We start from the raw sequence: 25,554 nt of genomic DNA, 5'->3' as shown, positions 1-25,554 counted from the left end.
CAATTATGAGTTCCATTTCCATCAAAACCGAAGCCGACATCAAGGGCATGCGAGTTGCCGGCCGACTGGCCGCCGAAGTGCTCGACTACATCGCCCCTTTCGTCAAGGTTGGTGTCACCACCGGCGAAATCGACCGGCTCTGTCATGAATACATGACCAATGTTCAGGGCACGATTCCGGCACCGCTCAATTACTGCCCGCCTGGCTATACCCCGTATCCGAAAGCAATCTGCACCTCCGTCAACGATGTCATCTGCCATGGCATTCCGGGCGACAAGGTACTCAAGAACGGCGACGTGATCAATCTCGACATCACCGTCATCAAGGATGGTTACCACGGCGACACCAGCCGTATGTACTATGCCGGCGAACCTTCGATCATGGCAAAACGTCTTGGCCTGATCACGTATGAATGCATGTGGCTGGGCATCTCGAAAATCAAACCGGGCGCGCATCTCGGCGATATCGGTTACGTCATCCAGCAGCACGCCGAAAATGCCGGTTACAGCGTAGTCCGTGAATTCTGCGGTCACGGCATCGGTACCGTCTTCCATGAAGAACCGCAAGTGCTGCACTATGGCCGTCCCGGCACACTGGAAGAACTGAAAGCCGGCATGATTTTCACGGTCGAGCCGATGATCAATGCCGGCCGTCGCGAGATCCGCGAAATGGGCGATGGCTGGACCATCAAAACCAAGGATCGCAGCTTGTCGGCACAATGGGAACATACGGTGCTGGTGACCGAAACAGGCTATGAAATCCTGACCGTCTCGCCAGGCATGCCTGCACCTCCGGACTTCATCACGGCATCCGCCGCAGCAATTACTGCTGCCTGACAATGATCTCACTTGCGCTGGCCTTGAAAGAACAACTCAAGGCAAAACAGCTTGCCGCCATTGCGCTCTTTCAGGCCGACGGCAAGCCGGATAACCTGCTGGCCAGTTTGCGCAAAAATGTCGATGCGGCCTTGACTGAAGCCTGGCTTCGGTGCGACCTGCCGGCCAGCGCCGCGCTGGTTGCCGTCGGCGGCTACGGTCGCGGGGAGTTGTTTCCTCACTCGGATGTCGATGTCCTGATTCTGCTCGAATCCGCTCCCGGCCCTGCCCTGCAGGAAAAACTGGAAGCACTAGTCCAGACTCTGTGGGATATCGGCCTCGAGATTGGCCACAGCATCCGTACCATTCCTGAATGCCTCAGCGAGTCCGCCGCCGATATCACCGTGCAGACCAGCTTGCTGGAAGCGCGCATGGTGACCGGCAACCGCAAGCTGTTCCGCTTCTTGCAGGAACGCTGCTCGGCGGCGATGGACCCGCAAGCCTTTTTTGAAGCCAAGACGCTGGAACTGCATCAGCGCCATGCCAAATACGACGACACCCCGTACAGCCTTGAACCAAATTGCAAGGAAAGTCCCGGCGGCCTGCGCGATCTGCAAGTCATCCTGTGGGTGGCCAAAGCCGCCGGTCTCGGCGACTCCTGGCGCAAGCTGGCGCAGCGCGGGCTGATCACCAGCACCGAAGCACGCCAGCTACTGCAAAAAGAACGGGCTTTCAAGGTCATCCGTATCCGCCTGCACATCCTGACCCATCGACGCGAAGACCGGCTGGTGTTCGATGTCCAGACGGCCATCGCCGAGACCTTTGATTTCAAGACCACCGAAACCCGTCGTGCCAGCGAATATCTGATGCAACGGTATTACTGGGCCGCCAAGGCGGTAACCCAGCTCAACGTGATCTTGTTGCAGAACATTGGTGCCCAGCTATTCCCGATGCCGACGGTGGCGGTGCCGATCAACCCGCGCTTCAATGACATCAACGGTCTCATCGAGATCACGCACGAAGACACTTTTTCAACCACGCCCTCGGCGATGCTCGAAGTGTTCCTGCTGCTGGCGCGCGACACGGCACTCAAGGGCATGACCGCGCGCACCATGCGTGCGTTGTGGCATGCCCGTCTGAAAATCGATGCTGCGTTCCGACGCGACCCGATCAACCGAGAGCTGTTTCTCGACATCCTGCGTTCGCCGCAAGGCATCACGCATGCGTTGCGCAACATGAATCAGACCAGCATCCTCGGACGCTATCTGCCGAATTTTCGCCGCATTGTCGGGCAGATGCAGCACGACCTGTTTCATGTCTACACGGTCGATCAGCACATCCTGATGGTGGTGCGCAACGTGCGCCGTTTCACGATGCCGGAGCACTCGCATGAGTACCCGTTCTGCAGCCAGCTGATCGCCAATTTTCCGCGCTCGTGGCTGCTGTACGTGGCGGCGCTGTTTCACGATATTGCCAAGGGACGCGGCGGTGATCACTCCAAACTGGGCATGGTCGATGCCGAAAAATTCTGTCGCGAGCATGGCTTGTCGCACGAAGACACCGAGCTGATCGTGTTCCTCGTCGAGCATCACCTGACCATGTCGCAGACCGCGCAAAAGCAAGACTTGTCGGACCTGGACGTCATCCAGTCCTTTGCGGGACTGGTGCGCGATGAGCGACATCTGACGGCGCTGTACCTGCTGACGGTGTCCGATATCCGTGGTACCAGCCCCAAAGTCTGGAACGCATGGAAAGGCAAACTGCTCGAAGACCTGTACCGGATCACGTTGCGTGTGCTCGGCGGCGAAGCGCCCTCGGCCGATCGGGAACTGATCAACCGCCAGCAAGCGGCCCTCGCCACGTTGCGCCTGTACGGCTTGCCGGCCGACGTCCACGAACAACTCTGGCGGCAACTGGATGTCGCGTATTTCCTGCGCCATGATGCGTCCGATATCGCCTGGCAGACCCGCTCGCTGATCGGCCGCTTCGACAGCCCGACCCCGGTGGTCAAATGCCGGCTAGCGACCATCGGCGAAGGCTTGCAGGTCACCGTGTATCTGAAAGACCAGCCGGATCTGTTTGCCCGCATCTGCAGTTATTTCGACCAGAAAAATTTCAGCATCCTCGATGCAAAGATTCACACCACGCGGCACGGTTACGCGCTCGATACCTTTCTGGTGACCGAGCCGAATTTTGCCAACAATTACCGCGACATCATCAGTCTGATCGAGCACGAGCTGACGCAATTACTCACGAGCGCAGAGCCATTGCCGGAACCCAAACGCGGACGTCTGTCACGCCTGTCGCGCACGTTTCCGATCACGCCGACGGTGGACTTGCGCGCCGATGAACGCGGCCAGTACTACCTGCTGACCGTCTCGGCGAACGACCGCAACGGCTTGCTGTACGCAATCGCCAGCGTGCTGGCCAAGTACCGGATCTCGCTGCATACCGCCAAAATATTGACGCTGGGCGAACGGGTCGAAGACGTCTTTCTGGTCGATGGCCCGACGCTCAACAATGCACGCAGCCAGATCCAGCTCGAAACCGATTTGCTCGACGCCCTGCGCGTCTGAGCACCCACCACTTTGATTGACGAACACCATGACCGAACCACTCCGCCTTTCCAAACGCATGTCCGAACTGGGCTTGTGCTCCCGCCGCGAAGCCGATGTCTGGATCGAAAAAGGCTGGGTCCGGGTTGACGGCAAAGTCGTCTCCGAACTTGGCAGCAAAGTTTTGCCCAGCCAACTGGTCACGATAGAGCGGCAAGCCGCCGCCGAGCAATCCAAACTGGTGACGATCCTGATCAACAAGCCGATGGGTTATGTCAGCGGTCAGGCCGAAGACGGCTACCAGCCAGCGGTGACGTTGATCAAGCCAGAAAATCGCTGGGCCGAAGACCGCGCCACCACCCAGTTCCACCCGACGCAATTACGCAGCCTGGTCCCGGCCGGACGACTCGACATCGACTCGATCGGCTTGCTGGTGCTGACCCAGGATGGCCGCGTCGCCAAGCAACTGATCGGCGAAGCCACCGACGTCGAAAAAGAGTATCTGGTCCGGGTGCAATACGACAGACCGGGCCGCCTGCCGGAAAACCAGCTGCTGAAACTGCAGCATGGGCTGACGATGGATGGCAAGGAACTGCTACCGGCCAAGGTGCGCTGGCAGAATGATGACCAGCTCAGCTTCATCCTGCGCGAGGGCAAGAAGCGTCAGATCCGCCGGATGTGCGACATGGTCGGGCTCAAGGTGCTTGGTCTCAAGCGCGTGCGGATCGGCAATATCAAGCTGGGTGACTTGCCGGTTGGCGAATGGCGTTATCTGGATACGGACGAAGGCTTCTGATGCCATACAACATGGCAACCTCCGGTGTTTGACCGCGCCGTTCCCGCGCTTCCCCTCACGCATCTGGTCAGTGATTGCGATGGCGTGCTCATCGACAGCGAGGCCGTGGCGCTCGATACCATGCTGACCGCCTTGCAGCCGTACATGGCCGACCGCGAGCAACTGGCTGCGTTGATCCGCCCTCGCCTCGGCTTGCCGCTGGTCACTGTACTGGCGCAATTGTTTGCGCACTTGCAGGTGACTGCGGCCGAGGGTGAACTGGCGGCAATCGGCGAGCATGTCGAACGCGAATGCGACCGCCGGTTGTCGCTGGTGCCCGGCGTTGCGGCAGCGCTGGCAGCAATCACCCTGCCGAAGGCCGTGGCCAGCAACAGTCACAGCGAACGCGTACGCGCCGCATTGCTGCGCACCGGACTGGCACCGCTATTCGGAACGCACATCCACACTCCCGACAACAGCGGTCTTCCAAAGCCACATCCGGCCGTCTACCTCGCCGCCGCAGCCGGCTTAGGGGTAGCACCAGGCCACTGCATTGCGATTGAAGACAGCATCACCGGCGCCAGCGCCGCCGTCGCCGCAGGCATGGTGGTGCTGGGCTACATCGGCGGCGGGCATGTTCCTGCCGGACAGGCATTGCGCATGCAAGCGCTGGGAGTCCATGCGACTTTCGATGACATGGCCGACTTGCCGGCACTGGTCAGTGCGTTGGTGCGGGCTGGCTAGCGTTCAGGCATCGAAGCGGAGCGGTGGTAATTTTGCCGTCGGGTGCAATGCCCGGCGGTTATTGCACCAAGCGGACCACCGCAACTCGTTCGTTTTATTAACCGTGATCAATGCATGCGGAACAACCCTCTGCGGGTATTGCACCCGGCGTTCAAGCGGATGTCACTTCACTTTTTTTGCGCTGCATCAAAATTTTTAACGACCGTAGGCTGCAGTCTTGTGCGTTACCATTTAATAACATCACCGGACAGGGTCTGCGCCAAGTTATGGCCAGCACAAACATAAGGAGGTGCAAATGCTTGCCGTAGCTCAAACTCTTCAAAACCTGATTGATCTGGGACGCTCGCTCAAGCCGGTATCGGTGGCCGTCTGTCATCCCTGCAGCGAGGTATCGCTGCGTGGTGCCGTCGAAGCGGCGCAAGCGCAATTGATCGATCCGGTGCTGGTCGGCCCAAGTGCAAAAATACAGGCTGTCGCCAACCAGGCCGGCATCGACATCTCCGGCTATCGCCTGATCGACACCGCCCACAGCCATGAATCTGCCTCGCGCGCCGTCGCCCTGTGTCGTTCCGGCGAGTGCGACGCGCTCATGAAAGGCAGCTTGCATACCGACGAGATGATGCACGAAGTCCTGCTCGTCGAAACCGGGCTACGGACGGCGCGTCGCATCAGTCACGTCTACCTGATGGAAGTCTCGACCTATCCGAAAATGCTGCTCATCACGGATGCCGCGATCAATATTTACCCGACGCTCGACGACAAAGTGCATATCATCCAGAACGCCATTGATCTGGCCCATGTACTCGACCTGCCAGCACCCCGGGTCGCCATCCTGTCGGCGGTAGAAACCGTCGATGCCAAAATACGTTCGACGATTGATGCCGCAGCGTTATGCAAAATGGCTGAACGCGGCCAGATCAGTGGTGCCATCCTCGACGGACCGCTGGCCTTTGATACCGCCATCAACCTCGAAGCAGCCCGCATCAAGGGCTTGCTGTCGGATGTCGCGGGAGTGGCTGACGTCCTGGTCGTGCCTGATCTGGAGTCCGGCAACATGCTGGCAAAACAGCTGGAATATCTGGCGGGTGCAAGGGCCGCAGGCATCGTGCTCGGCGCGCGGGTGCCGATCATACTGACCAGTCGTTCCGACAGTACCGAAACCCGGTTGGCATCGTGCGCGGTGGCTGTCAAACTGGTGCATGCCAAACGGCAAACGACGACAGGAGTATTCCTTGCCTGATGCAATCAACGACGCAATGCCTTCTGGAAAATGCCTGGTCGTCATCAATGCCGGTTCGTCCAGCATCAAGTTTTCGCTACTCGCAGGAGACACGCAGGCAACATTGATCTGCTTTGTCCACGGCGAAATCGAAAACATCGGGACGACACCGCATTTTTTTGCTGATAGCCGCAACGGCCAGCGACTTTCCGAGCACCAATGGGACGCCGCTGTCTCGCATGAAGACTTGCTCGGCCATCTGATCGCATGGATAGAAGCCACTCTTGGACCGGACCGGCTGATGGCCGCCGGACATCGTGTCGCGCATGGCGGCTTGCACTGCACGACACCGCAACGCATCACAGCCGAGGTGCTGGCCCAATTGCACGCCGCGAGTCCGCTTGCGCCGCTGCATCAACCGCATAACCTGGCACCGATCACGGCGCTGGCGGCGCGGCATCCGGGGTTGCCGCAAGTGGCCTGCTTCGATACCGGGTTTCATGCCACCAATCCCCGAATCTCCCGCCTGTATGGGTTGCCGAAAGCGCTAAGCGACGACGGTCTGCAGCGTTTCGGATTCCATGGGCTGTCGTACGAATATATTGCCGGCGAACTGCCCCGTATTGATCCGCGCGCGGCCAGCGGGCGCACGATCATTGCCCATCTGGGCAATGGTGCCAGCCTGTGCGGACTGATTAACGGGAAGAGCATCGCGTCGACGATGGGATTCAGTGCGCTTGATGGTCTGTTGATGGGTACCCGCTGCGGCACCCTTGATCCCGGCATCCTGCTGTATCTGCTGCAGGAAAAGAAAATGTGCACGGAGGCGATTGAATCCCTGCTTTATCACCAATCAGGTTTGCTAGGAGTATCGGGCATCAGCAACGATATGCGTTGCCTGCTGGCCAGCAAAGACAGCGCCGCACGCGATGCGATCGATCTCTATGTCTATCGTGCGACGCGAGAAATCGGATCACTGGCCGCCGCCATCGGCGGACTCGATGCACTGGTCTTTACGGCCGGAGTCGGCGAGCATGCACCGGAAATCCGTGCCAGCATTTGCGCGCAATCAGCGTGGCTAGGCATACGACTGGACCCGGTATCGAATCAAGCCGGCGGACCGTGCATCAGCATGCCGGACAGTCCCGTGACCGTATGGGTCATACCAACCAACGAAGAGTTGATGGTCGCACGCCATACCTTTCTCCTGACCAGTACGACGAACTAGTCATCGACCTCCTGTCTGTTGACCTTCACCGAAAGCATTCAATGACGACGCCTGCGCCCCTCATTCACAAGCCGATCCATGAACATAGCGTTCCGTTGTTCTGGCCGATGGCCGCCGGCATCGAACTTGGCATCAGTGCGATGAAACAGTTTCAGCACAACCTGAGCTTCATCGCCGAAGCAGAAAAAATCGACACCCCGCATAGTCCCGAGTGGGCCACGTCGAACCGTATCGTGCTTGAACTGGAGACGATGCGGCTACGGGATTTTTCAGCGGCCAATCGTCCTTTCACGCAACCCCCCGTGCTGATCGATGCCCCCTTCGCCGGCCACAGCTCCACGATCGCCGACTACAAGATCGGGCAAAGTCTGGTCGAAACCCTGCTGGCCTCCGGTCTGGAGCATGTGCTGGTAACCGACTGGAAGAGCGCAACACCGGCAATGAAAAACTTTGATATCGACAAGTATCTGGCCGAAATCAACGTCGTCGTCGATGATCTCGGTGGTCTTGTCGATCTGATCGGGCTTTGCCAGGGTGGCTGGATGAGTGCGATGTATGCCGCACGCTTCCCGCACAAGGTGCGCACGCTGGTACTGGCCGGTGCGCCCATCGATACCGATGCCGGCGACGGCCCGATCAAGAAACTTGCCCATACGTTGCCGATGGCCGTGTATGAAGAAATGGTGCGCGCAGGCGGCGGTGTGATGCTCGGAAAAACGATGCTCGCCGGATGGAAAAGCATGAATCCTCAAGCGCAATACATGAGCAAGTATCTCGAGCTGTATCAGCACATCGAAGACAAAAACTACATCAAGCGAACCGAACAATTCGAGCGCTGGTATGAGAGTCCGATTGATCTTCCAGGTGCCTATTATCTGCAAACAATCCGGCAAATCTTCAAGGAAAATCGTCTGGCAAAAGGTGAGTTCATTGCCTTGGGCGAACGTCTTTCCTTGAAAAATATTGTCTGTCCCGTTTATTTGCTGGCAGGATCGGATGACGATATCACGACCTCCGAGCAGGTATTCGACGCAGAAAAATATCTCGGGACCCCACCAGAGCACATTGTCAAGACACTCGCCTCGGGTGGTCATATCGGCTTGTTCATGGGAGCCAAGACGCTGACCGAGTACTGGCCGGCAATTGGACGCTGGGTCCGTTCAGGCGGAATAAGCCGTGACTGACATCGGTCATCGCTGTCGCCCCCTTACGGCCAATCAATGCCTGTAAGCTGGGGCACTCGCTAGCAACCGACAAACACCGAAAGGGTCACAATGAAAATCAACACCAAGGATTTTCGGGTACAGCAAGGCGATACGGTCAAGCTCGACAAATGGCCGACGCGGGTCAAGCCCGTCTACAAATCGAAGGAAAAGTATCAGGAGCTGCTGGCCGAACAGGTCGCGGACCTGAGCGAATTACAGCAGCTGCTCTATGCATCAAGCCGCTACGCCGTACTGCTGATTTTTCAGGCAATGGATGCAGCGGGAAAGGACGGTGCCATCAAGCACGTGATGTCAGGCATCAATCCGCAAGGCTGCCAGGTGTTCAGCTTCAAGCACCCCAGTGCGGCCGAACTGGAGCACGACTTCCTGTGGCGCACCACGCAGTGCTTGCCCGAGCGCGGCCGCATCGGCATCTTCAATCGGTCCTATTACGAAGAGGTACTGATTGTCCGCGTGCACCCGGAAATCCTGCGTAGCCAGGGACTTCCCGATGGCCGGCTCAACCCGAAAAAAATCTGGGAGGAGCGCTACGAGTCGATCGTCCACTCGGAAGAACACCTGCATCGCAGTGGCACACACGTCATCAAGTTTTTTCTGCACTTGTCAAAGGACGAGCAGCGCCAGCGCTTTCTTGACCGCATCGACGACCCGGCGAAGAACTGGAAATTCAGTAGTGCCGACATCACCGAGCGACAATTCTGGCCGCAATACATGACCGCCTATGAAGCCTGCCTGAGTGCGACCAGCACAAAAGATGCGCCATGGTATGTGATACCGGCCGATGACAAGGAAAACGCCCGTCTGATTATTTCGGAGGTCATTCTCGATACGCTCAAGTCACTCAAGATGAACTACCCCGAAACTGATGCCAAGCGTCAGAAGGAATTGCTGTCGATTCGCGGTCAGCTGATGAACGAGTGACCGACTGACGCAATGACCGGCATCTGCCAGCGACGTCCGGTGCCGTCGACGGTAATTTTTTATACCGCTTGATAGCTACCGGAATTCAATCGTCTTCGTCTCCATCAAGTTCCGGAAACAGCACACTGGTGTAACCGAAGCGGCTGAAATCGGTCACGCGCATCGGGTACAGAATGCCGATGAGGTGATCGCATTCGTGCTGTACGACGCGCGCATGGAATCCTTCGACATCGCGGCTGATGACTGCGCCGAACTGGTCGAGCCCTTCGTAATGCAGCGCATTCCAGCGCGGCACCACGCCGCGCAAACCGGGCACCGACAGGCAACCTTCCCAGTTCTCGACGATCTCTTCGGACAACGGTGTGAGTACCGGATTGATCAGGATGGTTTCCGGGACTTCGGGCGCTTCCGGATAGCGCACGTTATTGCGCGAGCCATAAATCACCAGTTGCAAATTGACGCCGATCTGTGGTGCGGCGAGACCCGCACCATTGACCGCATGCATGGTCTCGAACATATCGGCGATCAGCAGGCGCATTGCCGGTGTATCGAACTCGGTTACCGGTTCGGCCACGCGCAACAGACGCGGGTCGCCCATTTTTAAAATTTCGCGGACGGTCATCGCAGGCTCGCCAGGTAGTCAGTAAAAGCCTTGCCGGTTTCGGGATGCTTCAGTCCCATCGCCATCGACGCTTTCAGGTAACCGAGCTTGGAGCCGCAGTCATACCGCTGGCCTTCGTAGCGATAGGCCAGCACGCGCTCGGACTCGATCATTGCCGAGATGCCGTCGGTCAGTTGCAGTTCGCCACCGGCACCCTGCTCGAGCTTTTCGAGGTAATCGAAAATCCCGTTGGTCAGCACATAGCGGCCCACGACGGCCAGCGTCGACGGCGCCACATCGGCCGCCGGTTTTTCGACGATCGCATTGACCTGCTCAAGCATTTTCGCAAATGGCGAGACGCTGACAATGCCGTATTGCCGGGTCTCGGCACGCGGCACATCCTGCACCGCCAGCAGGCTGGAGCCCTGACGCGAAAAGATGTCCGTCATCTGCGCCAGCACCGGCGTCGTGCCGTCCGGCACATCCATGAAGTCATCTGCCAGCAGCACGGCAAACGGTTCGTTGCCGACGACCGGCCGCGCGCACAGCACGGCATGGCCAAGTCCGAGGGCAGCGGACTGACGGATGTAGATGCACGCGATGTGTTTGGGGATCACGTTTTGCACCAGCTCCAGCAGCTGATTCTTGCCGTGTGCTTCGAGTTCGGCTTCGAGTTCGTAGGCCGTATCGAAATGGTCTTCGATGGCGCGCTTGTTGCGACCGGTGATGAAGATCATTTCGGTGATGCCAGCGGCGACAGCTTCTTCGACCGCATACTGGATCAATGGCTTGTCAACGATGGGCAACATCTCTTTCGGTTGCGCCTTGGTCGCTGGCAGAAATCGGCTGCCGAGACCGGCAACCGGAAAAACGGCTTTCTTAATTTTACGCATCAGGGTCTGCTTTCAAAAGTTGGAGTAATCCGGCTTCATCGAGTATCGCCAGGCCGAGTTCCTGTGCCTTGGCGAGCTTGCTGCCGGCATCGCTGCCGGCTACGACGTAACTGGTTTTTTTCGAGACCGAGCCGGCCACCTTGCCGCCGGCCGCCTCGATCAGTGCCGCGGCTTCATCGCGCGCCAGCGTCGGCAAGGTGCCGGTCAGCACGAAGGTCTTGCCACTCTGCGGCAGGCTGGCCACTTGCCGTCCTGCGTGCTCGGTCCAGTGCAATCCGGCTGCGCGCAATTGCTCGACCAGTTCGATGTTGAGCGGATCGGCAAAAAATTCAAGAATGGAACGCGCAACGACCGGCCCCACATCGGCCACGTCCAGCAATTGTTCTTCGGTCGCCGTCATCACGGCGTCGAGCTGACCGAAATGCGCCGCCAGTTCTTTCGCGGTGGCTTCGCCGACATGACGAATGCCGAGCGCGTAAATGAAACGTGCCAGCGTGGTGGATTTCGATTTCTCGAGCGCCGCCAGCACGTTGCGCGCCGACTTGTCGGCCATGCGTGCCAGCTCTGACAAGCCAACCAGACCGAGCTTGTACAGGTCGGCCGGCGTGCGGATGACTTCGCGATCGACCAGTTGCACGACCAGTTGCTCACCCAAGCCTTCGATATCCATCGCTCGGCGTGACACGAAGTGCAGCAAACCGCCCTTGCGCTGCGCCGCGCATTTTATCCAGCCACCGGAACAGCGTGCGATGGCTTCTTCGTCGAGCCGGACGATGGCCGAACCGCACACCGGACACACGGTCGGCATGATGAACTCCTGCACGTCCGGGCCGCGCAAGTCGGCAATGAACGCCACGACTTCGGGAATCACGTCGCCAGCACGGCGGACGATGACGGTGTCGCCAATGCGGATGTCCTTGCGCCGTACTTCATCTTCATTGTGCAGCGTGGCATTGGTGACGATCACGCCGCCCACGGCGACCGGCATCAACCGTGCCACTGGCGTGATCGCGCCGGTGCGACCGACCTGCACATCGATACCTTGCACCACGGTGCTGGCTTCTTCGGCCGGAAACTTGTGGGCCAATGCGTAGCGCGGAGCACGCGCAACAAAGCCCAGTTGCTGTTGCTGGGCGGTCTCGTCGACCTTGTAGACCACGCCGTCGATTTCATACGGCAAGGAGGCACGCCGGGTGCCGATATCACGGTAAAAGTCGAGCAAGCCCGCCGCGCCACGCACGACCTTGCGCTCGTTGCAGACCGGGATGCCGAGTGTGCGATACCAGTCCAGCAGAGCGGAGTGCGAGGCCGGCATCTCCGCCCCGTCGAGGGTGCCGATGCCATAGGCAAAAAAGCGCAGCGCGCGTTGCGCGGTAATGCGCGAATCAAGCTGGCGCAAACTGCCGGCGGCGGCATTGCGGGGATTGGCAAACTCCTTGAGTCCGGCGGCGCGCTGGCGCGCATTGAGGCTGGCGAAATCGGCCTTGTAGAGCAAGACTTCGCCGCGTACATCGATGACTGCTGGCGGTGTCGGGGTATGCAGGCGCAGCGGGATGCCGCGCAGTGTGCGAATGTTGACGGTGACGTTTTCACCGGTGCTGCCATCGCCACGCGTGGCGGCTTCGACCAGCACGCCGGCTTCATAGCGCAAGTTGATGGCGAGTCCGTCAAACTTGAGTTCAGCGGCATACGCGACCTCGCCGGCACTCTGCAGGCCGTCGCGCACGCGGCGATCGAAGGCGATCACATCGTCGTCGGCAAACCCGTTCGACAAGGACAGCATCGGCACCGAATGTCTCACCTGAACGAACTCAGGCAGAGGCGGGGCACCAACACGCTGCGTCGGCGAATCGGTAGTCACCAACTCGGGATGTGCGGCTTCGAGCGCTTCGAGTTCGCGAAACAGCAGGTCGTAATCGGGGTCCGGAATCGTCGGCGCATCCAGCACGTAGTAGGCATGGGCGTGGCGATCCAGCAGGCTGCGCAACGCCGCTGCCCGTGCAGCGGCATCAGTCACTACAACGCTGGCCATGATCAGCTAAACAAGCGCAGCGCACGGGGCGACCCGGCCGGAATATCGGCCGCCAGCATGTTGGCGTAAAACTCATTGACCTGGACGGCGATCTCTGACAGCGCCTGTTCCGATAACGGCTGATTGCCATCATCGACCACCGTACCATCCATCCGGAGCGCCAGCGAACGGGCGCATGCGGTGAGTGCACCGAAACCATTGTGAGCCTGACTCACCCGCGGCACATCGAGCAGCAAGGTCAGGCGCGAGGTCGTATCGGCCGCCAGCGTGACATTGGTCGACAGCGAAAACAGCACGTCGCCTTCGCCATCCGGCATCACCAACCGTCCCTCGGGACGCACATCGAACCCTTGCTTTTCAAGGGCGATGAGCAAGGTGCTGATCAGCCACGGTTCACTGTTGGACTGGATATTGACACTCAGATGCGCATCGAATTCGGTAATGAACTGATGCAGTGCGCGCGCGCTTTGCATCACGTGCTTCATGTCCGGAATATCCGGATCGGCACCGAGTTCTTCGGCCACGGCACGCAATGCCATTACCAGTTCGGAATATTCGATTTCATTGAGGGAGGAAGACCGGTTGGCCAGTTGCACACCTACCTGCAGCATGCTGTATTGCGCACCGTGAGTAATCGCTTCCCAGTGGGCTCCGTCGCGCAAACCGATCGTGTGCAACGGCTTGCTGCCCGCCTGGCGCAAGTCACGAAAAGCGGCCAGGATTTTTTCGCCCCGCAATGGCTGATCCAGCGTCAGAGGAATGAGGCAGTCGACCAGTTCGTCGACGGGCAAGTCGGACGCCGTGGTCGCGGCACGAACCGGAATGGCAAAGTCTTCTTCTGCAACCGGCACGCCATCGGCGGCGGGCAACGCATTCCCGTCAAACTCGGAGGACTGTTCGCCAGCAGCAAAAAATCCCGGCTCCTGCCGCACAGCCGGAGGGCTTGCCTCCTCACGCGAGGAAGGCGTCATCAGTACATCGTCCCGGGTCGAGGCAAAGGCCCGCTCGACGCTTTTCTTGGCCTTGAATTCCTGCCACTTGTTGTAGCCGATCACGGCAATGACAATGGCGGCGCCGATGGCGATGAGACTGGCTTGTAGGTCGGTCATACCGTCGTTGCCTCGCTGACAGGCTGGTGCATGGCACAGCCTTGCCTGAATGGGAAATCGGTAAAAGGTATTACGCTGAAAAAAAGTGGCACGGGTGTCTTTGAAAGTCAGGGCAAACAGTGAAGGAAAAACGATTTTTCTCACTCTAACAGAGTGTGAACCAAGGTCTTCCAGAATGGCGCTTAGGGTAAGTGTTGATACCTGAAGTTGTCAAGCGAGCCAAGAAATGAGGTGGTCGATTCGGGTCGGTGACGGACAAGCTCACCAGCCCTCACAACGATGCCGAGATCAGATTGATGCGTCTCTGCAAGCGTGTCACTCCCTCCGAATCTCCGGCTTCCTGCGCGCTCCTGAGTTGCACACCCAGCCACGCCAGCAGCGGACGGCGCCATCCTTGCGCGGACGCCGACTCCGTCGCGCTGATCGTGTCTGCCGGCGACAACCGGCCAGCTTGCAGCAACGCACCCGCCGCGATCAGGCGTGCCAGCGGATCGTCGATTGTGCTCACCGAAGTGGCCGACGAGCCAACCATTGCCCGATGCTGCGGCGGCAATAACGCCGCATCGACATCTTGCCAGCGCGCAGTCAGATAAGCCGCATAACTGCGTTCGGCTTTACCGGCGTCAGCAGCGAACGGCTGATAGCCGGCACAGTCATCAAATTCCAGACTGGCAACCCGCACGGCACAGCGCACCAGCTCGGCACGGGCCACTAAATCAGCACGACCAGTGCTACTGATATCAGCACGGGCACGCGCGAAGTCGGCCTCGGCAGACCGTGTGTTTCCCTTCAGGTAAGTCGATGTAAAACTGTCGAGCGCGCTGTAGGCATTGCCCTGCCAGTCCGGGGACGCAGGCGTGCTGGCACAACCGGCCAGAAGGAGAGAGAAAGTTATCGCGAGTTTTTTCAAGGGAGTTTGATCTGGTTATCGCGAGCAAATGGCCACTTGCGATTGATTTCGTCAACCAGGCTGGTCACTTTGCGCAAGCTGGTGTCAACCTCGGCACGCAATGCGCCAAGGTCGTTGGTGGCAACGCGGGCATTGGCACCGACTGCCTGCGCTTCAGCCAGTACCGCATCGACTTTGGTCAGACTGGCACGGGCATCGGCCAGCACGCCATTGAGCTGCAAGATGGTCGCCTGCGCATCGTCCATCACGCCCTGCTTGCCGAACACGCGCTGATCGGCTTTGGTCAGCAGCGTATTGATGTTGTCGACTGTGGCGATCAGCTTTTTGGCATTGTCGTCGCTGCCCAGTGCACCGCCCAGCAATCCATATTTACCTGACAGATTTGCCGTTGCACCCTGAACGTTGGCCAGGGTGGCATTGAGTGGCGCGCCCTCGCTGGTCATGCTGCCGAGGTTATCGAGAAGGCTGCGTGCCGCCGCGACCAGGCGGGGAATTTCTGCTGCAGTATCGCCGCGCAGCACGGTGCGCTCGGCACCGGGTGGCAACGGCGGATCGGTAAATATTCCGGTAAATGCCCTGATGCGGGTGTCACCGACCATGCCGCGTTCCATCGTGAAGATACTGGAGGTGCGCAACCAGTGCGCATCATCGCGTGGCACGTCGAGCAGGATACGGGCCTTGCCATCTGGCGCCAGTTCGATGCGCTGAACCCGCCCGATCGGAAACCCTGAAAACGTCAGATCCATGCCAACAATAACGCCCTCCGAATCATCCGAGATCAGCACAAGACGCTGGGTGCTGTCAAACACACCACGCGCAAACATGACGTACAGCAAAAAGCTGACGATCAGTGCCGTCATGACGACCAGCAAGACGACCGCCTTGAATTCGACGTGGGCAACGGCAGTGGTTTCGGGTGGATTTTCCATGGGCTCCATAAGGTTAGATCAGCTGTACTTGAAGGCAAGAGAGCCTGCTTCGATCAGCAACAGGACGGTCAACAACCGGGTGGCACCGGGCTGGACCGGCGATACCAGCGCCTGCTGCTTGCGCGACTCTTCCAGCAAGGCTGCCATCGGGATCACCGCGACGGCCATCCCGAAGAGTACCGTTTTCAGCGCAAAACCGATCGTCACGATGGGATCAAAAACACGTCCTACGGTCCGGGTGTAATCGACCAGTCCCCAAGGCAACAAACCGTATACATTGACATAGGCCAGCACCAGAACGATGACGCTGCTCACCATCGCCAGGCTGACGACGGCGAATGCGCCCGCGACGACTTGCGGCACCACTTCGCTGCGCAAGCGCTTGAAGTCCACGCGCGACAGATTGGCCGACTCGACTGGCGTTGGCAGCGCTGTACTGGCATTGAATGCCAGCCCCGAGCGCAACGCGACAAACATGGCCGCTGACAGCGGAATCAATTCCAGAACCAGCACTCGCACGACCATTTCGAGCGCGTACTGGGACAAGCCGTAACTGATCGCGGTCACGACCACAATGCGGATGACCACCTGGCACACCAGCGCACTGAGCAGGGTGAACCACAGCAGCACTTGCCAGGTACTCGCGTAGATGAATCGGGAGGTGACGGCTCTGTTTGCGCGGTAGTAAGTTGACGGCGAAAAAGCCATGACCAGTGCGATCGCGCCGAGGTGAAACATGGCCCACCAACTCAGTAACGTGCTCAGAAAGACTGGTCCCCACGTCTCCGGCTTCATGATCAGAAATGAATGTAGTCGCATGCCCGAATGATAACGCACCGCATGGACGCGAAAGCGGTCAATGCCAATCTGCTTGTCACGTCGAACTGATCGATCATGCCGTGGCACGACGATCCCGTTATCTGCCTCTGCTTTGCTGCCTCCTGTGTCAGCCTAAGACACCGCGTGCACGAAAAGAATCTCCGACAGGGGCGTTGCTCCTGACGGGGATTCTTCTGCGACGCGAGGCTGCTCTAACGATTAACGTTGGCCGGGCACGATGACCACAGTGTCGCCACTTGGTGTGGCGCGGGCACCTGCCGCGCCACGCGCACCTGCATTACCCGTTGCGCCGGTGCTGCCTGTCGCGCCGGTGTAGCCGGTTGCACCCGTCGCACCGGTATCACCCGTATAACCCGTTGCTCCGGTATTGCCGGTTGCACCGGTGTAGCCGGTTGCGCCTGTGTTTCCGGTTGCACCGGTATAGCCGGTTGCGCCGGTGTAGCCAGTTGCGCCAGTATTTCCGGTTGCACCGGTGTAACCTGGCTCACCTTGCGGACCCGCCGGGCCAGCTGGCAATGTGATGCAACCACCAAGGGCAAGCATTGCGGCGATAACGACAAGTTGTTTTGAATACATCATGATGTTTTCCTTTTTTTTAACGGAAACTACACACGGTATTGTGGGCAGCCGTCCAGAAATGATCGGTCTCCGGCAACAGCAGTGAATGCGGGCAAATCAAGCCAGCGCTATGGCAAGCCAGGCTCCGGGTGGTAGCCAGAGCTCGTCTGCGAATGAACTGAAGGCTACCCGCATCACGAACGCTGCTCGGTTCGGTACCGCGCTTACCCCGGAATTATTACGTTCACTTACCAGTTAGCTGGTCATGCAGCCGATCAGCCGATCAACGTTTGGCACCAACGCCATCGCCTGCGCATCAATAAAAAAGCCCCGGGCTCATTGAGCGCGGGGCTTTATTTACAACGAGTGCGGCCGCAGCCGCCGCAATCAGACGGCTGGTGTGTCCAGTGATTTCTGATACGCAGCGACACCGGACATGATTTCTGCCTTTGCTTCATCAGGGCCGGCCCATCCTTCAATCTTCACCCACTTGCCTTTTTCCAGATCCTTGTAATGCTCAAAAAAGTGCTGGATCTGGTTCAAGCGCAATTCATTCATGTCTTCCGGCTTTTGCCAGTGGGTATAGATCGACAGCACTTTATCGACCGGCACCGCGAGGACTTTGGCGTCACCACCGGCTTCATCGGACATTTTCAGCACGCCGATCGCGCGGCAGCGCACGACAACGCCAGGGAAAAGCGGGAACGGTGTGATCACCAGAACATCAACCGGATCACCATCATCCGAAATCGTCCGTGGAACATAACCGTAGTTGCACGGATAGTGCATCGCCGTGCCCATGAAGCGATCAACAAAAATCGCGCCGGATTCCTTGTCGACTTCATATTTGATCGGATCGGCATTCATCGGGATTTCAATGATGACGTTGAAGTCGTTGGGCAGGTCGCGTCCGGCGGATACGTTATTCAAGCTCATGTGCACTTTCAGTGGTAGGGAAATTCAATTGGAAAACGAAACCGATACGTCAGGAAGTGCTGGCAACCGGATGACGCGTCTGGTCCAGTAATCCGGACAGCGCGCACTGTCTGTAATGCGCAGCAGCCTGTTCGGCATGATTGAGCGACTCATGCAACTGGGCCAGCTTCAAGTGACTGGTACGAGTCGTCTCCGTCTCGCTGGCATTCGACAGCGCCTGCTCCAGATGCCGTTGGGCTTTACCCCACAGTTTCTGCTTCAGACAGAGCGTACCCAACGTCAGCGCCAGGTCAGGATCAGTGGGCCGCTGAAGCACCCATGCCTCGCAGTGTTCAATCTGGGCCAGCAAGGTTGCGGTACTTTCCACCGCAGCAACATCACGATAAGCCTTGATCAGGCGCTCATCCCATTCGACCGCCAGCGCCCGTTCGATGATCGAACGGGCCTCATCAGCCAGCCCACGGCTGCCAAATGCTTCGGCCGCACGCACCGCAACGAGCGGTGCCGTACGATCCGATGCCGGCACAACCGCCCACATACGGCGAATCGATTCGGCGTCATTGCTGCGATCCGATAACAAATTATCGTAAGCAAGTTCACGCAGGCGACGTGACGCCACGGGATGCAAGGCATTGTTCTTGTCCAGAGTTCGGACCAGTCGCAGCACTTCCGGCCAGTCGCGGGCCTGGTGACTTGCTTTTAGCGCCAGCCTGAGTACATGAATGTGGCGCGTTCCGCTGGCGTTCAACTCGCTGACTGCCTCCAATGCCCGTTCCGGCTTGTGCTCGTCAACCAGTAACTCCAGCATCGTCATCAGGCGTGCCGTGCGCAGCCCAGTGTCCTCAACAATCCGGTGAAGCCACTCATCGCGGCGGGCCGTCTGCTGCATGCGATGCGCTGCACGCGCGCCGATCAGCGCCGCCAATCCGGCATTTTCAGGCGAATCACCGGCTCTGATTGCTGCTTTTTCGGCATGTCCGAAGCGTCCCTCGAACAAGGCTTTGAGGGAATCACGCAGTGCCTGGTGACCTTCGCGCGCACGCTTTTCACGTCGGTAGGCTGCCACGCGCGACGGCATCTTCTGGGTGATCGACAACGCATCAAGCAGCAGGAAACAGAGCCAGAACAGCAATGCCAGCAGCAGCAGGAAAAAGTTGAGCGACAGGTCGATTCGGTAAGGCGGATAAAAGAGCACCACATTGCCCGGATTGAAACGCGACGCCACCGCCAGGCCAACGGCCATCGCGAACAGCAACAGGAGACGAAGTAGGAGGCGCACTATGGTTTGGCTTTGTAATTACGCACGGCGTTGAGGCTTTCGGACAGCGTCGGCATCTCGATCGACAGGTTGCTGGTCTGGATTTGCCTGAGCAGGGCCTGGGTATTCTGGGTCTGGCGTGCACGGGTGTCGAAGTACTTCGTGATCGTATCCTGCGACGCAATCATGTCGCTGCGGAATGCGCCTTCATTGCGCGACAACAAGGCCAGACGGGCATTGAGTAACCGGAGCTTGAGGTTCTCACGCGCGTAGTAGGCTTGAGTCGGTGACAGCAGCAACGCATCTGAAGTCTCGACACTGCGCACCCGGATCAGCTGGCTGACCTCGGTCCACATTTCGCTCGTCAAACTGTTCCATTTATTGCGTAAGTCTTCAGGCCACTCGGCAGGCTGGTTACCGTGCCCTGTCGCTGGTTTGGCCATCTGCTCGGTGCGAACTGCTACGCGCCGGTTGTTTTTTGGGGCGGCAGCGAGCACCGCTGGTTTTTCATCCGACAACAGCGGCATGCTGTCAATTTGGCCAATCACGCTATCGAGGCGCAGCGCGATGCCCGTCAGGTCGAGCGAAGGCAATGACTTCAATCGGTCGATATCACGGGCAATGGCCCGGCGGATGGTAATGAATTGTGGTTTGTCAGAGCGTGACAGACTGCGGTCGGCGTTTTGCAATGCGATCAGCGCACCCTGCACATTGCCGGCAAGCTGCAACTGCTGGCTGGCCGTCGACAACACCTGCTCGATCTCCGCCAGCGCCCAGTCATCGCGATTTTTCGACAAATCCTGATAGAGCTGCTCCAGCGACAATTGCTGGCTCTGTGCTTCGCTCTGACGATTCTCAAGCACGCCGACCTTGCTTTGCAACTCGCGGGTGCCATCCTGCAGCGACTTGACGATACCTTTGGTTTCGCTGTTGCTGTTGTCGCCAGCTTGCAGCCGCTGCGCCGATTCGGTCCGCAGAATATGCATCTCCGAACGCCACGACCACCACTGGGCCACCAGCAATACTGCCAACAGCGCAATGAGCGCATACAGCAGCCATTGCGACGATGCGGGTCGCGGCAACGGCAAATGGGGAGTGTCGCCACGATCGTGCGCAGTCGGCGCAGTCGGGGCAGTTGGCATCACGCCGGGCGTGTTTGAGGTTGGCGTATCGTTCATGGCCGCGATTGTAACGCGGTAAGCAGGCCTTCGTCGCCCGATCCTGTCAGGAAAACATAACGAAAACCTAATGAAACCGCTGTTTCTGCGATCCGGCGGTGTGGTACAAACACGTTTTTATGTTGTATTTTTCCAACACCTGTTTCAGCGTCGACTTGCTGCACAAAGCCCATCAAGACCTGCAGTGCTTCGGAGCTGGTGATAATCCAGTCACAGTCTTGTGCCAGCAGATCCGTCAGACGCTGCCTCAGCGCCGCATCGAGCCGTGGCGCGACGCGGCGATAGGCCGCGACCTGCTGCACGTCGATGCCGGCGTCGCGCATCGCATCGGCAAGCAATTCCCGGCCACCATCGCCACGGATGATCAGTACGCGCTGCCCCTGCAGGCGTGGCAAGTCCAGCGCCTGCAGCAAGGTCTGTGAATCCGTGCGCTGCGTATCGAGCGGACTGGTGATCTGATAGGGACCGGCCGTCACGCCATGCCGCGCCAGCGCACGCCGACTCCCCTCACCCATCACCGCCAGTGGCACCGATACGGGCCAGGTTGCCACCTGGGCAAACGCCGCATCGATGGCATTCGGGCTGACAAACGCAACCAGCGCGAATGACTCCAGTTGCGCCAGCACGGCTTGCAGTGCTGCCTCATCCGGCAACGGAAGAATATCCAGCAAAGGCAGAATGACGACCTCGCGACCGCCGTCACGCAGCACCTGCGCGAGCCCGAGTGACTGCGCCAGAGGACGGGTAATGACGAGCTTGCGCAACATTACGGCGCGATCAGCTCGCTGCCTTCGATGGCAGCTTCAGCCTTGCAGATCGCCAGAATCGCTTCTGCGTCCTGACCGCGCAGCGCCTGCGCTACTTGCTGGCCAAGTGCGTCCGGATCGCTTGCCGGTCCATGCGCTTCGGCACTGGCGACCCGCACACCGTCGGGGGTCGCAACCATGGCACGCAAATGCAGTTGATCCCCCGCAACGGTCGCATACGCTGCCAGCGGAATTTGGCAACTCCCACCAAAGGCGCGTGACAAAGTCCGCTCGGCCTGCACTGCCCGGGATGTCGCGAGGTGATCGAGCGGTGCCAATAACGCGATCAGGTCAGCACGTCCGGACTTGATCTCGATGGCCATCGCACCCTGGCCCGGTGCAGGCAGACTTTGCTCTGGCTCCAGCACGACGCGGATACGTTGCGGGATGCCCAGTCGTTCCAGGCCGGCAGCCGCCAGAATAATGGCGGCATACTCGCCGCGATCAAGCTTGCCCAGCCGCGTATCGAGATTACCGCGCAACGGCTTGATCACCAGATGCGGAAAACGCGCAGCAATGAGTGCCTGGCGACGCAGACTGCTGGTCCCGACCACCGCGCCAGCGGGCAAGGCGTCGAGCGAGGCGTAGTCGTTCGACACAAACGCATCGCGCGCATTGCCGCGTTCGAGCATGGCCGCGAGCACGAAGCCCTCCGGCAACTCCATCGGCACATCCTTGAGCGAATGGACCGCCAGGTCAGCGCGCCCTTCGGCGATGGCGACTTCGAGTTCCTTGACGAACAGTCCTTTGCCGCCCACCTTGGACAAGGTGCGATCAAGGATCTGGTCACCACGGGTGGTCATACCAAGAATTTCGACAACACACTGCGGATATAATGCGACGAGCCGATCGCGGACATGCTCGGCCTGCCACATGGCGAGCCGACTTTCACGAGACGCAATCACAAGCTTTGCTGGAGGAGACACTATCGACACGTTTTCTTTCAGTTATTTGATGCACAGCAGTACCAGTAAAGGTACCGGTTCGGGCTAATTCGACGGCGCAAAGTTTATCATGCGACGCTGCTGTTTCCCGCTGCGGCACGCCATCATTCACCGCCTCATTGACAACGCCGATTGCCTACCACATGGCCAAACACGCCCGCACTACCCCTCCTGACGACGACAAAGACGCCCCTTTGAAAGAAGATATCCGCCTGCTTGGCCGCTTGCTCGGCGATGTCTTGCGCAGCCAGGAAGGCGATGCGGTCTTTGAAGTAGTCGAGACGGTACGCCAGACTGCGGTGCGCTTTCGCCGCGAGGACGATCCGCAATCCGGTGCCGACCTCAACAAGATGCTGAAAAAATTGACGCGCGAGCAGACCATCTCGGTCGTCAGGGCGTTTTCGTATTTTTCGCACCTGGCCAACATTGCCGAAGATCAGCACCGCAACCGGCGTCGCCGTGCCCATCAGATGGCCGGTTCGGCTCCGCAACAAGGTAGCGTCGGCTTCGCACTGGCACGACTCGACAATGCCGGCGTGACCGGTGCCACCGTGCGGGAATTTTTCAAGGAAGCGCTCATTTCGCCAGTCCTGACGGCCCATCCGACCGAAGTCCAGCGCAAAAGCATCCTCGACGCCGAACACGATATCGCACGCCTGCTGGCCCAGCGCGACCTGGCGCTGACGCCACGCGAAAGCAACCGCAACACCGAGTCGCTGCACGCCCGCATCGCAACGCTGTGGCAAACCCGCATGTTGCGCTACTCCAAACTGACGGTCGCCGACGAGATCGACAATGCGCTGTCGTATTACCGGATTACCTTCCTGCGCGAACTGCCGGGTCTGTATGACGATATCGATGAGGAAGTGGCACGGCAGTTTCCGGCCAAGGCTGCCAAGACGTCAGACACTCCCACCTACGTACAAATGGGCAGCTGGATAGGTGGCGACCGTGACGGCAATCCGAACGTCAATGCCGGCACGATGGAACACGCGCTCAAACGCCAGTCCACCACCATTCTCGATTTTTACCTTGAAGAAGCCCATGCCCTCGGCGCAGAACTGTCGATCTCGACCTTGCTGGTCGGTGTCAGTCCGGCCCTGCAAGCGCTCGCCGATGCGTCGCCGGACCGCTCGGTCCACCGCACCGACGAGCCGTACCGGCGGGCGCTGGTCGCTATCTATGCGCGCCTGGCCGCTACCGCACGCGCACTCGGCACGACCACTATCCTGCGCAAGGAAGTGGCTCAGGCAACGCCTTACGGAGCAGCCTGTGAGTTCGTCGCCGACCTGCAGATACTGGCCGATTCGCTGGCCAGTCACCATGGCGAATGCCTGATCAAACCGCGACTGGCAGTCCTCAAACGCGCTGCCGACATCTTCGGCTTTCATCTGGCCACGCTCGACATGCGCCAGAGTTCGGACGTCCATGAACGGGTGCTCGCCGAATTATTTGCCAGCGCCCGCGTCGAAGCTGACTACGCAGCCCTCGATGAACTCCAGAAGATCACCCTGCTGCTGGCCGAACTGGCACAACCCCGCCTGCTGACTTCGCCGTACCAGACCTACTCGGCTGAAACCAGCTCTGAGCTGACCATCCTGCGCACGGCCCGCTCGATCCGTGAACGCTATGGCGCACGCGCCATTCGCAACTACATCATCTCGCACACGGAAACCGTCTCTGACCTGCTGGAACTGCTGCTGCTCCAAAAGGAAACCGGCTTGCTGCGCATTGGTGCCGATGGCGCAGAAAGAGCAGAACTCGACCTGATGGTCATCCCGCTCTTTGAAACCATCCCCGATCTGCGCCTGGCCGCCAGCATCATGGAACAGTGGATGGCGCTGCCCATCGTGGCCGGATTGATTGCGCGCCAGCACCAGATCCAGGAAGTCATGCTGGGCTATTCGGATTCCAACAAGGATGGCGGTTTTCTGACCTCGACCTGGGAGCTCTATAAAACGGAAACCCAGCTGGTGCAGGTGTTTGATCGGGCCGGTGTCAAGCTACGCCTGTTCCACGGTCGCGGCGGCACCGTCGGTCGCGGCGGCGGCCCGAGCTACGAAGCGATCCTGGCGCAACCCGCCGGCACCGTGAACGGCCAGATCCGGCTGACCGAGCAAGGTGAAATCATTGCGTCAAAATTTTCCAATCCGGAAATCGGCCGGCGCAACCTCGAACTGCTGGTCGCGGCAACCCTTGAAGCGAGCCTGATGCCGCAGGTCAACGACGCGAAGCGCGCCAAAAAAAGTGCCGGTTTCGAGACCGTCATGGAGCAATTATCCGAACGGGCTTACCGCGCTTATCGCCACCTCGTTTATGAAACCCCTGGCTTCACGGACTACTTTTTTGAAGCCACGCCGATCGCCGAAATTGCCGAGCTCAATATCGGTTCACGCCCGGCCTCGCGCAAGGCAACTCGCCGCATCGAAGACTTGCGCGCTATTCCATGGGGATTCTCGTGGGGGCAATGCCGCTTGCTGCTGCCCGGCTGGTATGGCTTTGGTAGCGCTGTATCGGACTGGCTTGATGAATCCTCCGAAGAAAAAAGCCGCGCTGCAAAACTGACCACGCTGCGGGCAATGAACCGCGACTGGCCATTTTTTGCCGCGCTGCTGTCGAACATGGACATGGTGCTATCGAAAACCGACCTCGCGCTGGCTTCGCGTTACGCCGAACTGGTGGCCGACAAAAAACTGCGCAACAGCATTTTTAAACGCATCACCGACGAACACCGCCGCACCATTGCCTGTCTGTCCGAGATTACCGGCACCAGTGAACGATTGGCTGGCAATCCCTTGTTGGCGCGGTCCATCAAGAATCGCTTTGCCTACCTCGATCCGCTCAATCATTTGCAAGTCGAGCTGATCAAGCGTCACCGCGCGGCGACTGAGGGCGAACAACAGCCGGACGAACGGGTCCGGCGCGGCATCCACCTGTCGATCAACGGCATCGCTGCAGGCTTGCGTAACACTGGCTGACGCTGCCACAACGATGCCTGCTGGCCTAGCAGTTTGTCGGACTTCAACCCACGGCATGAATCGTCGTGGGAAAATTCTAGGTATCCACACCAGCGCTTT

General features: G+C 59.1%; 22 protein-coding genes. 9 read left to right on the top strand and 13 right to left on the bottom strand.

The annotated features are described in order from the left end of the window. Positions 1-5: 5 nt before the first annotated feature. The 8 genes from map to QN370_RS02465 all read left to right on the top strand — a co-directional run bounded on the left by map (position 6) and on the right by QN370_RS02465 (position 9,483). Positions 6-836, top strand: a complete 831-nt coding sequence (gene map / locus QN370_RS02500) for a type I methionyl aminopeptidase (RefSeq protein WP_322125563.1) — start codon at positions 6-8, stop codon at positions 834-836. 2 nt (positions 837-838) lie between these two features. Beyond that, positions 839-3,391 (top strand): [protein-PII] uridylyltransferase, encoded by a 2,553-nt coding sequence (locus tag QN370_RS02495; RefSeq protein ID WP_322125562.1) that lies wholly within the window; start codon positions 839-841, stop codon positions 3,389-3,391. Positions 3,392-3,419: 28 nt separating this feature from the next. Next, positions 3,420-4,166, top strand: coding sequence for a pseudouridine synthase (locus QN370_RS02490; protein ID WP_322125561.1), 747 nt, complete (start codon positions 3,420-3,422; stop codon positions 4,164-4,166). 24 nt (positions 4,167-4,190) lie between these two features. Continuing rightward, positions 4,191-4,889: an HAD-IA family hydrolase gene (locus QN370_RS02485; protein WP_322125560.1), complete on the top strand. Its 699-nt coding sequence runs from the start codon at positions 4,191-4,193 to the stop codon at positions 4,887-4,889. A gap of 289 nt (positions 4,890-5,178) precedes the next feature. Beyond that, positions 5,179-6,129 (top strand): bifunctional enoyl-CoA hydratase/phosphate acetyltransferase, encoded by a 951-nt coding sequence (locus QN370_RS02480; RefSeq protein WP_322125559.1) that lies wholly within the window; start codon positions 5,179-5,181, stop codon positions 6,127-6,129. Continuing rightward, entirely contained in the window at positions 6,122-7,336 is a 1,215-nt protein-coding gene (locus QN370_RS02475; protein WP_322125558.1) for an acetate/propionate family kinase, read from the top strand. The genes QN370_RS02480 and QN370_RS02475 overlap by 8 nt, the downstream gene beginning before the upstream one ends. A gap of 41 nt (positions 7,337-7,377) precedes the next feature. Beyond that, positions 7,378-8,520 (top strand): alpha/beta fold hydrolase, encoded by a 1,143-nt coding sequence (locus QN370_RS02470; protein WP_322125557.1) that lies wholly within the window; start codon positions 7,378-7,380, stop codon positions 8,518-8,520. 90 nt (positions 8,521-8,610) lie between these two features. After that, entirely contained in the window at positions 8,611-9,483 is an 873-nt protein-coding gene (locus QN370_RS02465) for an ADP-polyphosphate phosphotransferase (RefSeq protein ID WP_322125556.1), read from the top strand. Positions 9,484-9,568: 85 nt separating this feature from the next. On the opposite strand, the gene def is transcribed toward QN370_RS02465, so the two are convergent. From def to hemC, 13 genes are all read right to left on the bottom strand, one after another. Beyond that, positions 9,569-10,105 carry a peptide deformylase gene (gene def, locus QN370_RS02460; RefSeq protein WP_322125555.1) on the bottom strand — a complete coding sequence of 179 codons (537 nt, stop codon included), beginning with the start codon at positions 10,103-10,105 and terminating at the stop codon, positions 9,569-9,571. After that, on the bottom strand, positions 10,102-10,977 hold the full coding sequence (gene galU, locus QN370_RS02455; protein ID WP_322125554.1) for a UTP--glucose-1-phosphate uridylyltransferase GalU: 876 nt from the start codon (positions 10,975-10,977) through the stop codon (positions 10,102-10,104). Before galU ends, def begins: the two co-directional genes overlap by 4 nt. Continuing rightward, a complete protein-coding gene (gene ligA / locus QN370_RS02450) occupies positions 10,970-13,009 on the bottom strand; it encodes an NAD-dependent DNA ligase LigA (RefSeq protein WP_322125553.1) in 2,040 nt (679 codons plus the stop codon). The genes galU and ligA overlap by 8 nt, the downstream gene beginning before the upstream one ends. Positions 13,010-13,011: 2 nt before the next feature. Next, positions 13,012-14,118, bottom strand: a complete 1,107-nt coding sequence (locus QN370_RS02445; protein ID WP_322125552.1) for a cell division protein ZipA C-terminal FtsZ-binding domain-containing protein — start codon at positions 14,116-14,118, stop codon at positions 13,012-13,014. Between the two features lie 271 nt (positions 14,119-14,389). Further along, positions 14,390-15,028 carry a hypothetical protein gene (locus tag QN370_RS02440; protein ID WP_322125551.1) on the bottom strand — a complete coding sequence of 213 codons (639 nt, stop codon included), beginning with the start codon at positions 15,026-15,028 and terminating at the stop codon, positions 14,390-14,392. Further along, on the bottom strand, positions 15,025-15,957 hold the full coding sequence (locus QN370_RS02435; protein WP_322125550.1) for a mammalian cell entry protein: 933 nt from the start codon (positions 15,955-15,957) through the stop codon (positions 15,025-15,027). The genes QN370_RS02440 and QN370_RS02435 overlap by 4 nt, the downstream gene beginning before the upstream one ends. Positions 15,958-15,975: 18 nt before the next feature. Then, positions 15,976-16,695 carry an MlaE family ABC transporter permease gene (locus QN370_RS02430; RefSeq protein WP_322125549.1) on the bottom strand — a complete coding sequence of 240 codons (720 nt, stop codon included), beginning with the start codon at positions 16,693-16,695 and terminating at the stop codon, positions 15,976-15,978. Positions 16,696-16,995: 300 nt separating this feature from the next. Continuing rightward, the gene (locus tag QN370_RS02425) at positions 16,996-17,376 is read right to left on the bottom strand and encodes a collagen-like protein (RefSeq protein WP_322125548.1); all 381 of its coding nucleotides are present in this window, start codon (positions 17,374-17,376) and stop codon (positions 16,996-16,998) included. A gap of 366 nt (positions 17,377-17,742) precedes the next feature. Continuing rightward, positions 17,743-18,291: an inorganic diphosphatase gene (ppa, locus tag QN370_RS02420; protein WP_322125547.1), complete on the bottom strand. Its 549-nt coding sequence runs from the start codon at positions 18,289-18,291 to the stop codon at positions 17,743-17,745. A gap of 49 nt (positions 18,292-18,340) precedes the next feature. Next, a complete protein-coding gene (locus tag QN370_RS02415) occupies positions 18,341-19,570 on the bottom strand; it encodes a heme biosynthesis protein HemY (protein ID WP_322125546.1) in 1,230 nt (409 codons plus the stop codon). Next, a complete protein-coding gene (locus tag QN370_RS02410; protein WP_322125545.1) occupies positions 19,570-20,727 on the bottom strand; it encodes a uroporphyrinogen-III C-methyltransferase in 1,158 nt (385 codons plus the stop codon). The genes QN370_RS02415 and QN370_RS02410 overlap by 1 nt, the downstream gene beginning before the upstream one ends. Continuing rightward, the gene (locus tag QN370_RS02405; RefSeq protein ID WP_322125544.1) at positions 20,724-21,494 is read right to left on the bottom strand and encodes a uroporphyrinogen-III synthase; all 771 of its coding nucleotides are present in this window, start codon (positions 21,492-21,494) and stop codon (positions 20,724-20,726) included. Before QN370_RS02405 ends, QN370_RS02410 begins: the two co-directional genes overlap by 4 nt. Further along, complete coding sequence (gene hemC, locus QN370_RS02400) at positions 21,494-22,468, bottom strand: hydroxymethylbilane synthase (RefSeq protein WP_322125543.1); 975 nt, start codon at positions 22,466-22,468, stop codon at positions 21,494-21,496. The genes QN370_RS02405 and hemC overlap by 1 nt, the downstream gene beginning before the upstream one ends. A gap of 152 nt (positions 22,469-22,620) precedes the next feature. On the opposite strand from hemC, the gene ppc reads away from it, so the two are divergent. Continuing rightward, positions 22,621-25,455 (top strand): phosphoenolpyruvate carboxylase, encoded by a 2,835-nt coding sequence (ppc, locus tag QN370_RS02395; RefSeq protein WP_322125542.1) that lies wholly within the window; start codon positions 22,621-22,623, stop codon positions 25,453-25,455. Positions 25,456-25,554: the final 99 nt, after the last annotated feature.

Origin of the sequence: Actimicrobium sp. CCI2.3 (assembly GCF_035019065.1) — a bacterium.
Taxonomy (GTDB): domain Bacteria; phylum Pseudomonadota; class Gammaproteobacteria; order Burkholderiales; family Burkholderiaceae_D; genus Actimicrobium.
The sequence above is the reverse complement of the archived record's forward strand: the minus strand, read 5'-3'. Positions and strand labels throughout refer to the sequence as shown.

What these genes read in the sequence shown, in the direction of transcription:
- map (WP_322125563.1), top strand. Translation starts at nt 6, where the DNA reads ATGAGTTCCATTTCCATCAAAACCGAAGCCGACATCAAGGGCATGCGA.
- QN370_RS02495 (WP_322125562.1), top strand. Translation starts at nt 839, where the DNA reads ATGATCTCACTTGCGCTGGCCTTGAAAGAACAACTCAAGGCAAAACAG.
- QN370_RS02490 (WP_322125561.1), top strand. Translation starts at nt 3,420, where the DNA reads ATGACCGAACCACTCCGCCTTTCCAAACGCATGTCCGAACTGGGCTTG.
- QN370_RS02470 (WP_322125557.1), top strand. Translation starts at nt 7,378, where the DNA reads ATGACGACGCCTGCGCCCCTCATTCACAAGCCGATCCATGAACATAGC.
- QN370_RS02465 (WP_322125556.1), top strand. Translation starts at nt 8,611, where the DNA reads ATGAAAATCAACACCAAGGATTTTCGGGTACAGCAAGGCGATACGGTC.
- def (WP_322125555.1), bottom strand. Translation starts at nt 10,105, where the DNA reads ATGACCGTCCGCGAAATTTTAAAAATGGGCGACCCGCGTCTGTTGCGC.
- galU (WP_322125554.1), bottom strand. Translation starts at nt 10,977, where the DNA reads ATGCGTAAAATTAAGAAAGCCGTTTTTCCGGTTGCCGGTCTCGGCAGC.
- ligA (WP_322125553.1), bottom strand. Translation starts at nt 13,009, where the DNA reads ATGGCCAGCGTTGTAGTGACTGATGCCGCTGCACGGGCAGCGGCGTTG.
- QN370_RS02445 (WP_322125552.1), bottom strand. Translation starts at nt 14,118, where the DNA reads ATGACCGACCTACAAGCCAGTCTCATCGCCATCGGCGCCGCCATTGTC.
- QN370_RS02435 (WP_322125550.1), bottom strand. Translation starts at nt 15,957, where the DNA reads ATGGAAAATCCACCCGAAACCACTGCCGTTGCCCACGTCGAATTCAAG.
- QN370_RS02430 (WP_322125549.1), bottom strand. Translation starts at nt 16,695, where the DNA reads ATGTTTCACCTCGGCGCGATCGCACTGGTCATGGCTTTTTCGCCGTCA.
- QN370_RS02425 (WP_322125548.1), bottom strand. Translation starts at nt 17,376, where the DNA reads ATGATGTATTCAAAACAACTTGTCGTTATCGCCGCAATGCTTGCCCTT.
- ppa (WP_322125547.1), bottom strand. Translation starts at nt 18,291, where the DNA reads ATGAGCTTGAATAACGTATCCGCCGGACGCGACCTGCCCAACGACTTC.
- QN370_RS02410 (WP_322125545.1), bottom strand. Translation starts at nt 20,727, where the DNA reads ATGAACGATACGCCAACCTCAAACACGCCCGGCGTGATGCCAACTGCC.
- QN370_RS02405 (WP_322125544.1), bottom strand. Translation starts at nt 21,494, where the DNA reads ATGTTGCGCAAGCTCGTCATTACCCGTCCTCTGGCGCAGTCACTCGGG.
- ppc (WP_322125542.1), top strand. Translation starts at nt 22,621, where the DNA reads ATGGCCAAACACGCCCGCACTACCCCTCCTGACGACGACAAAGACGCC.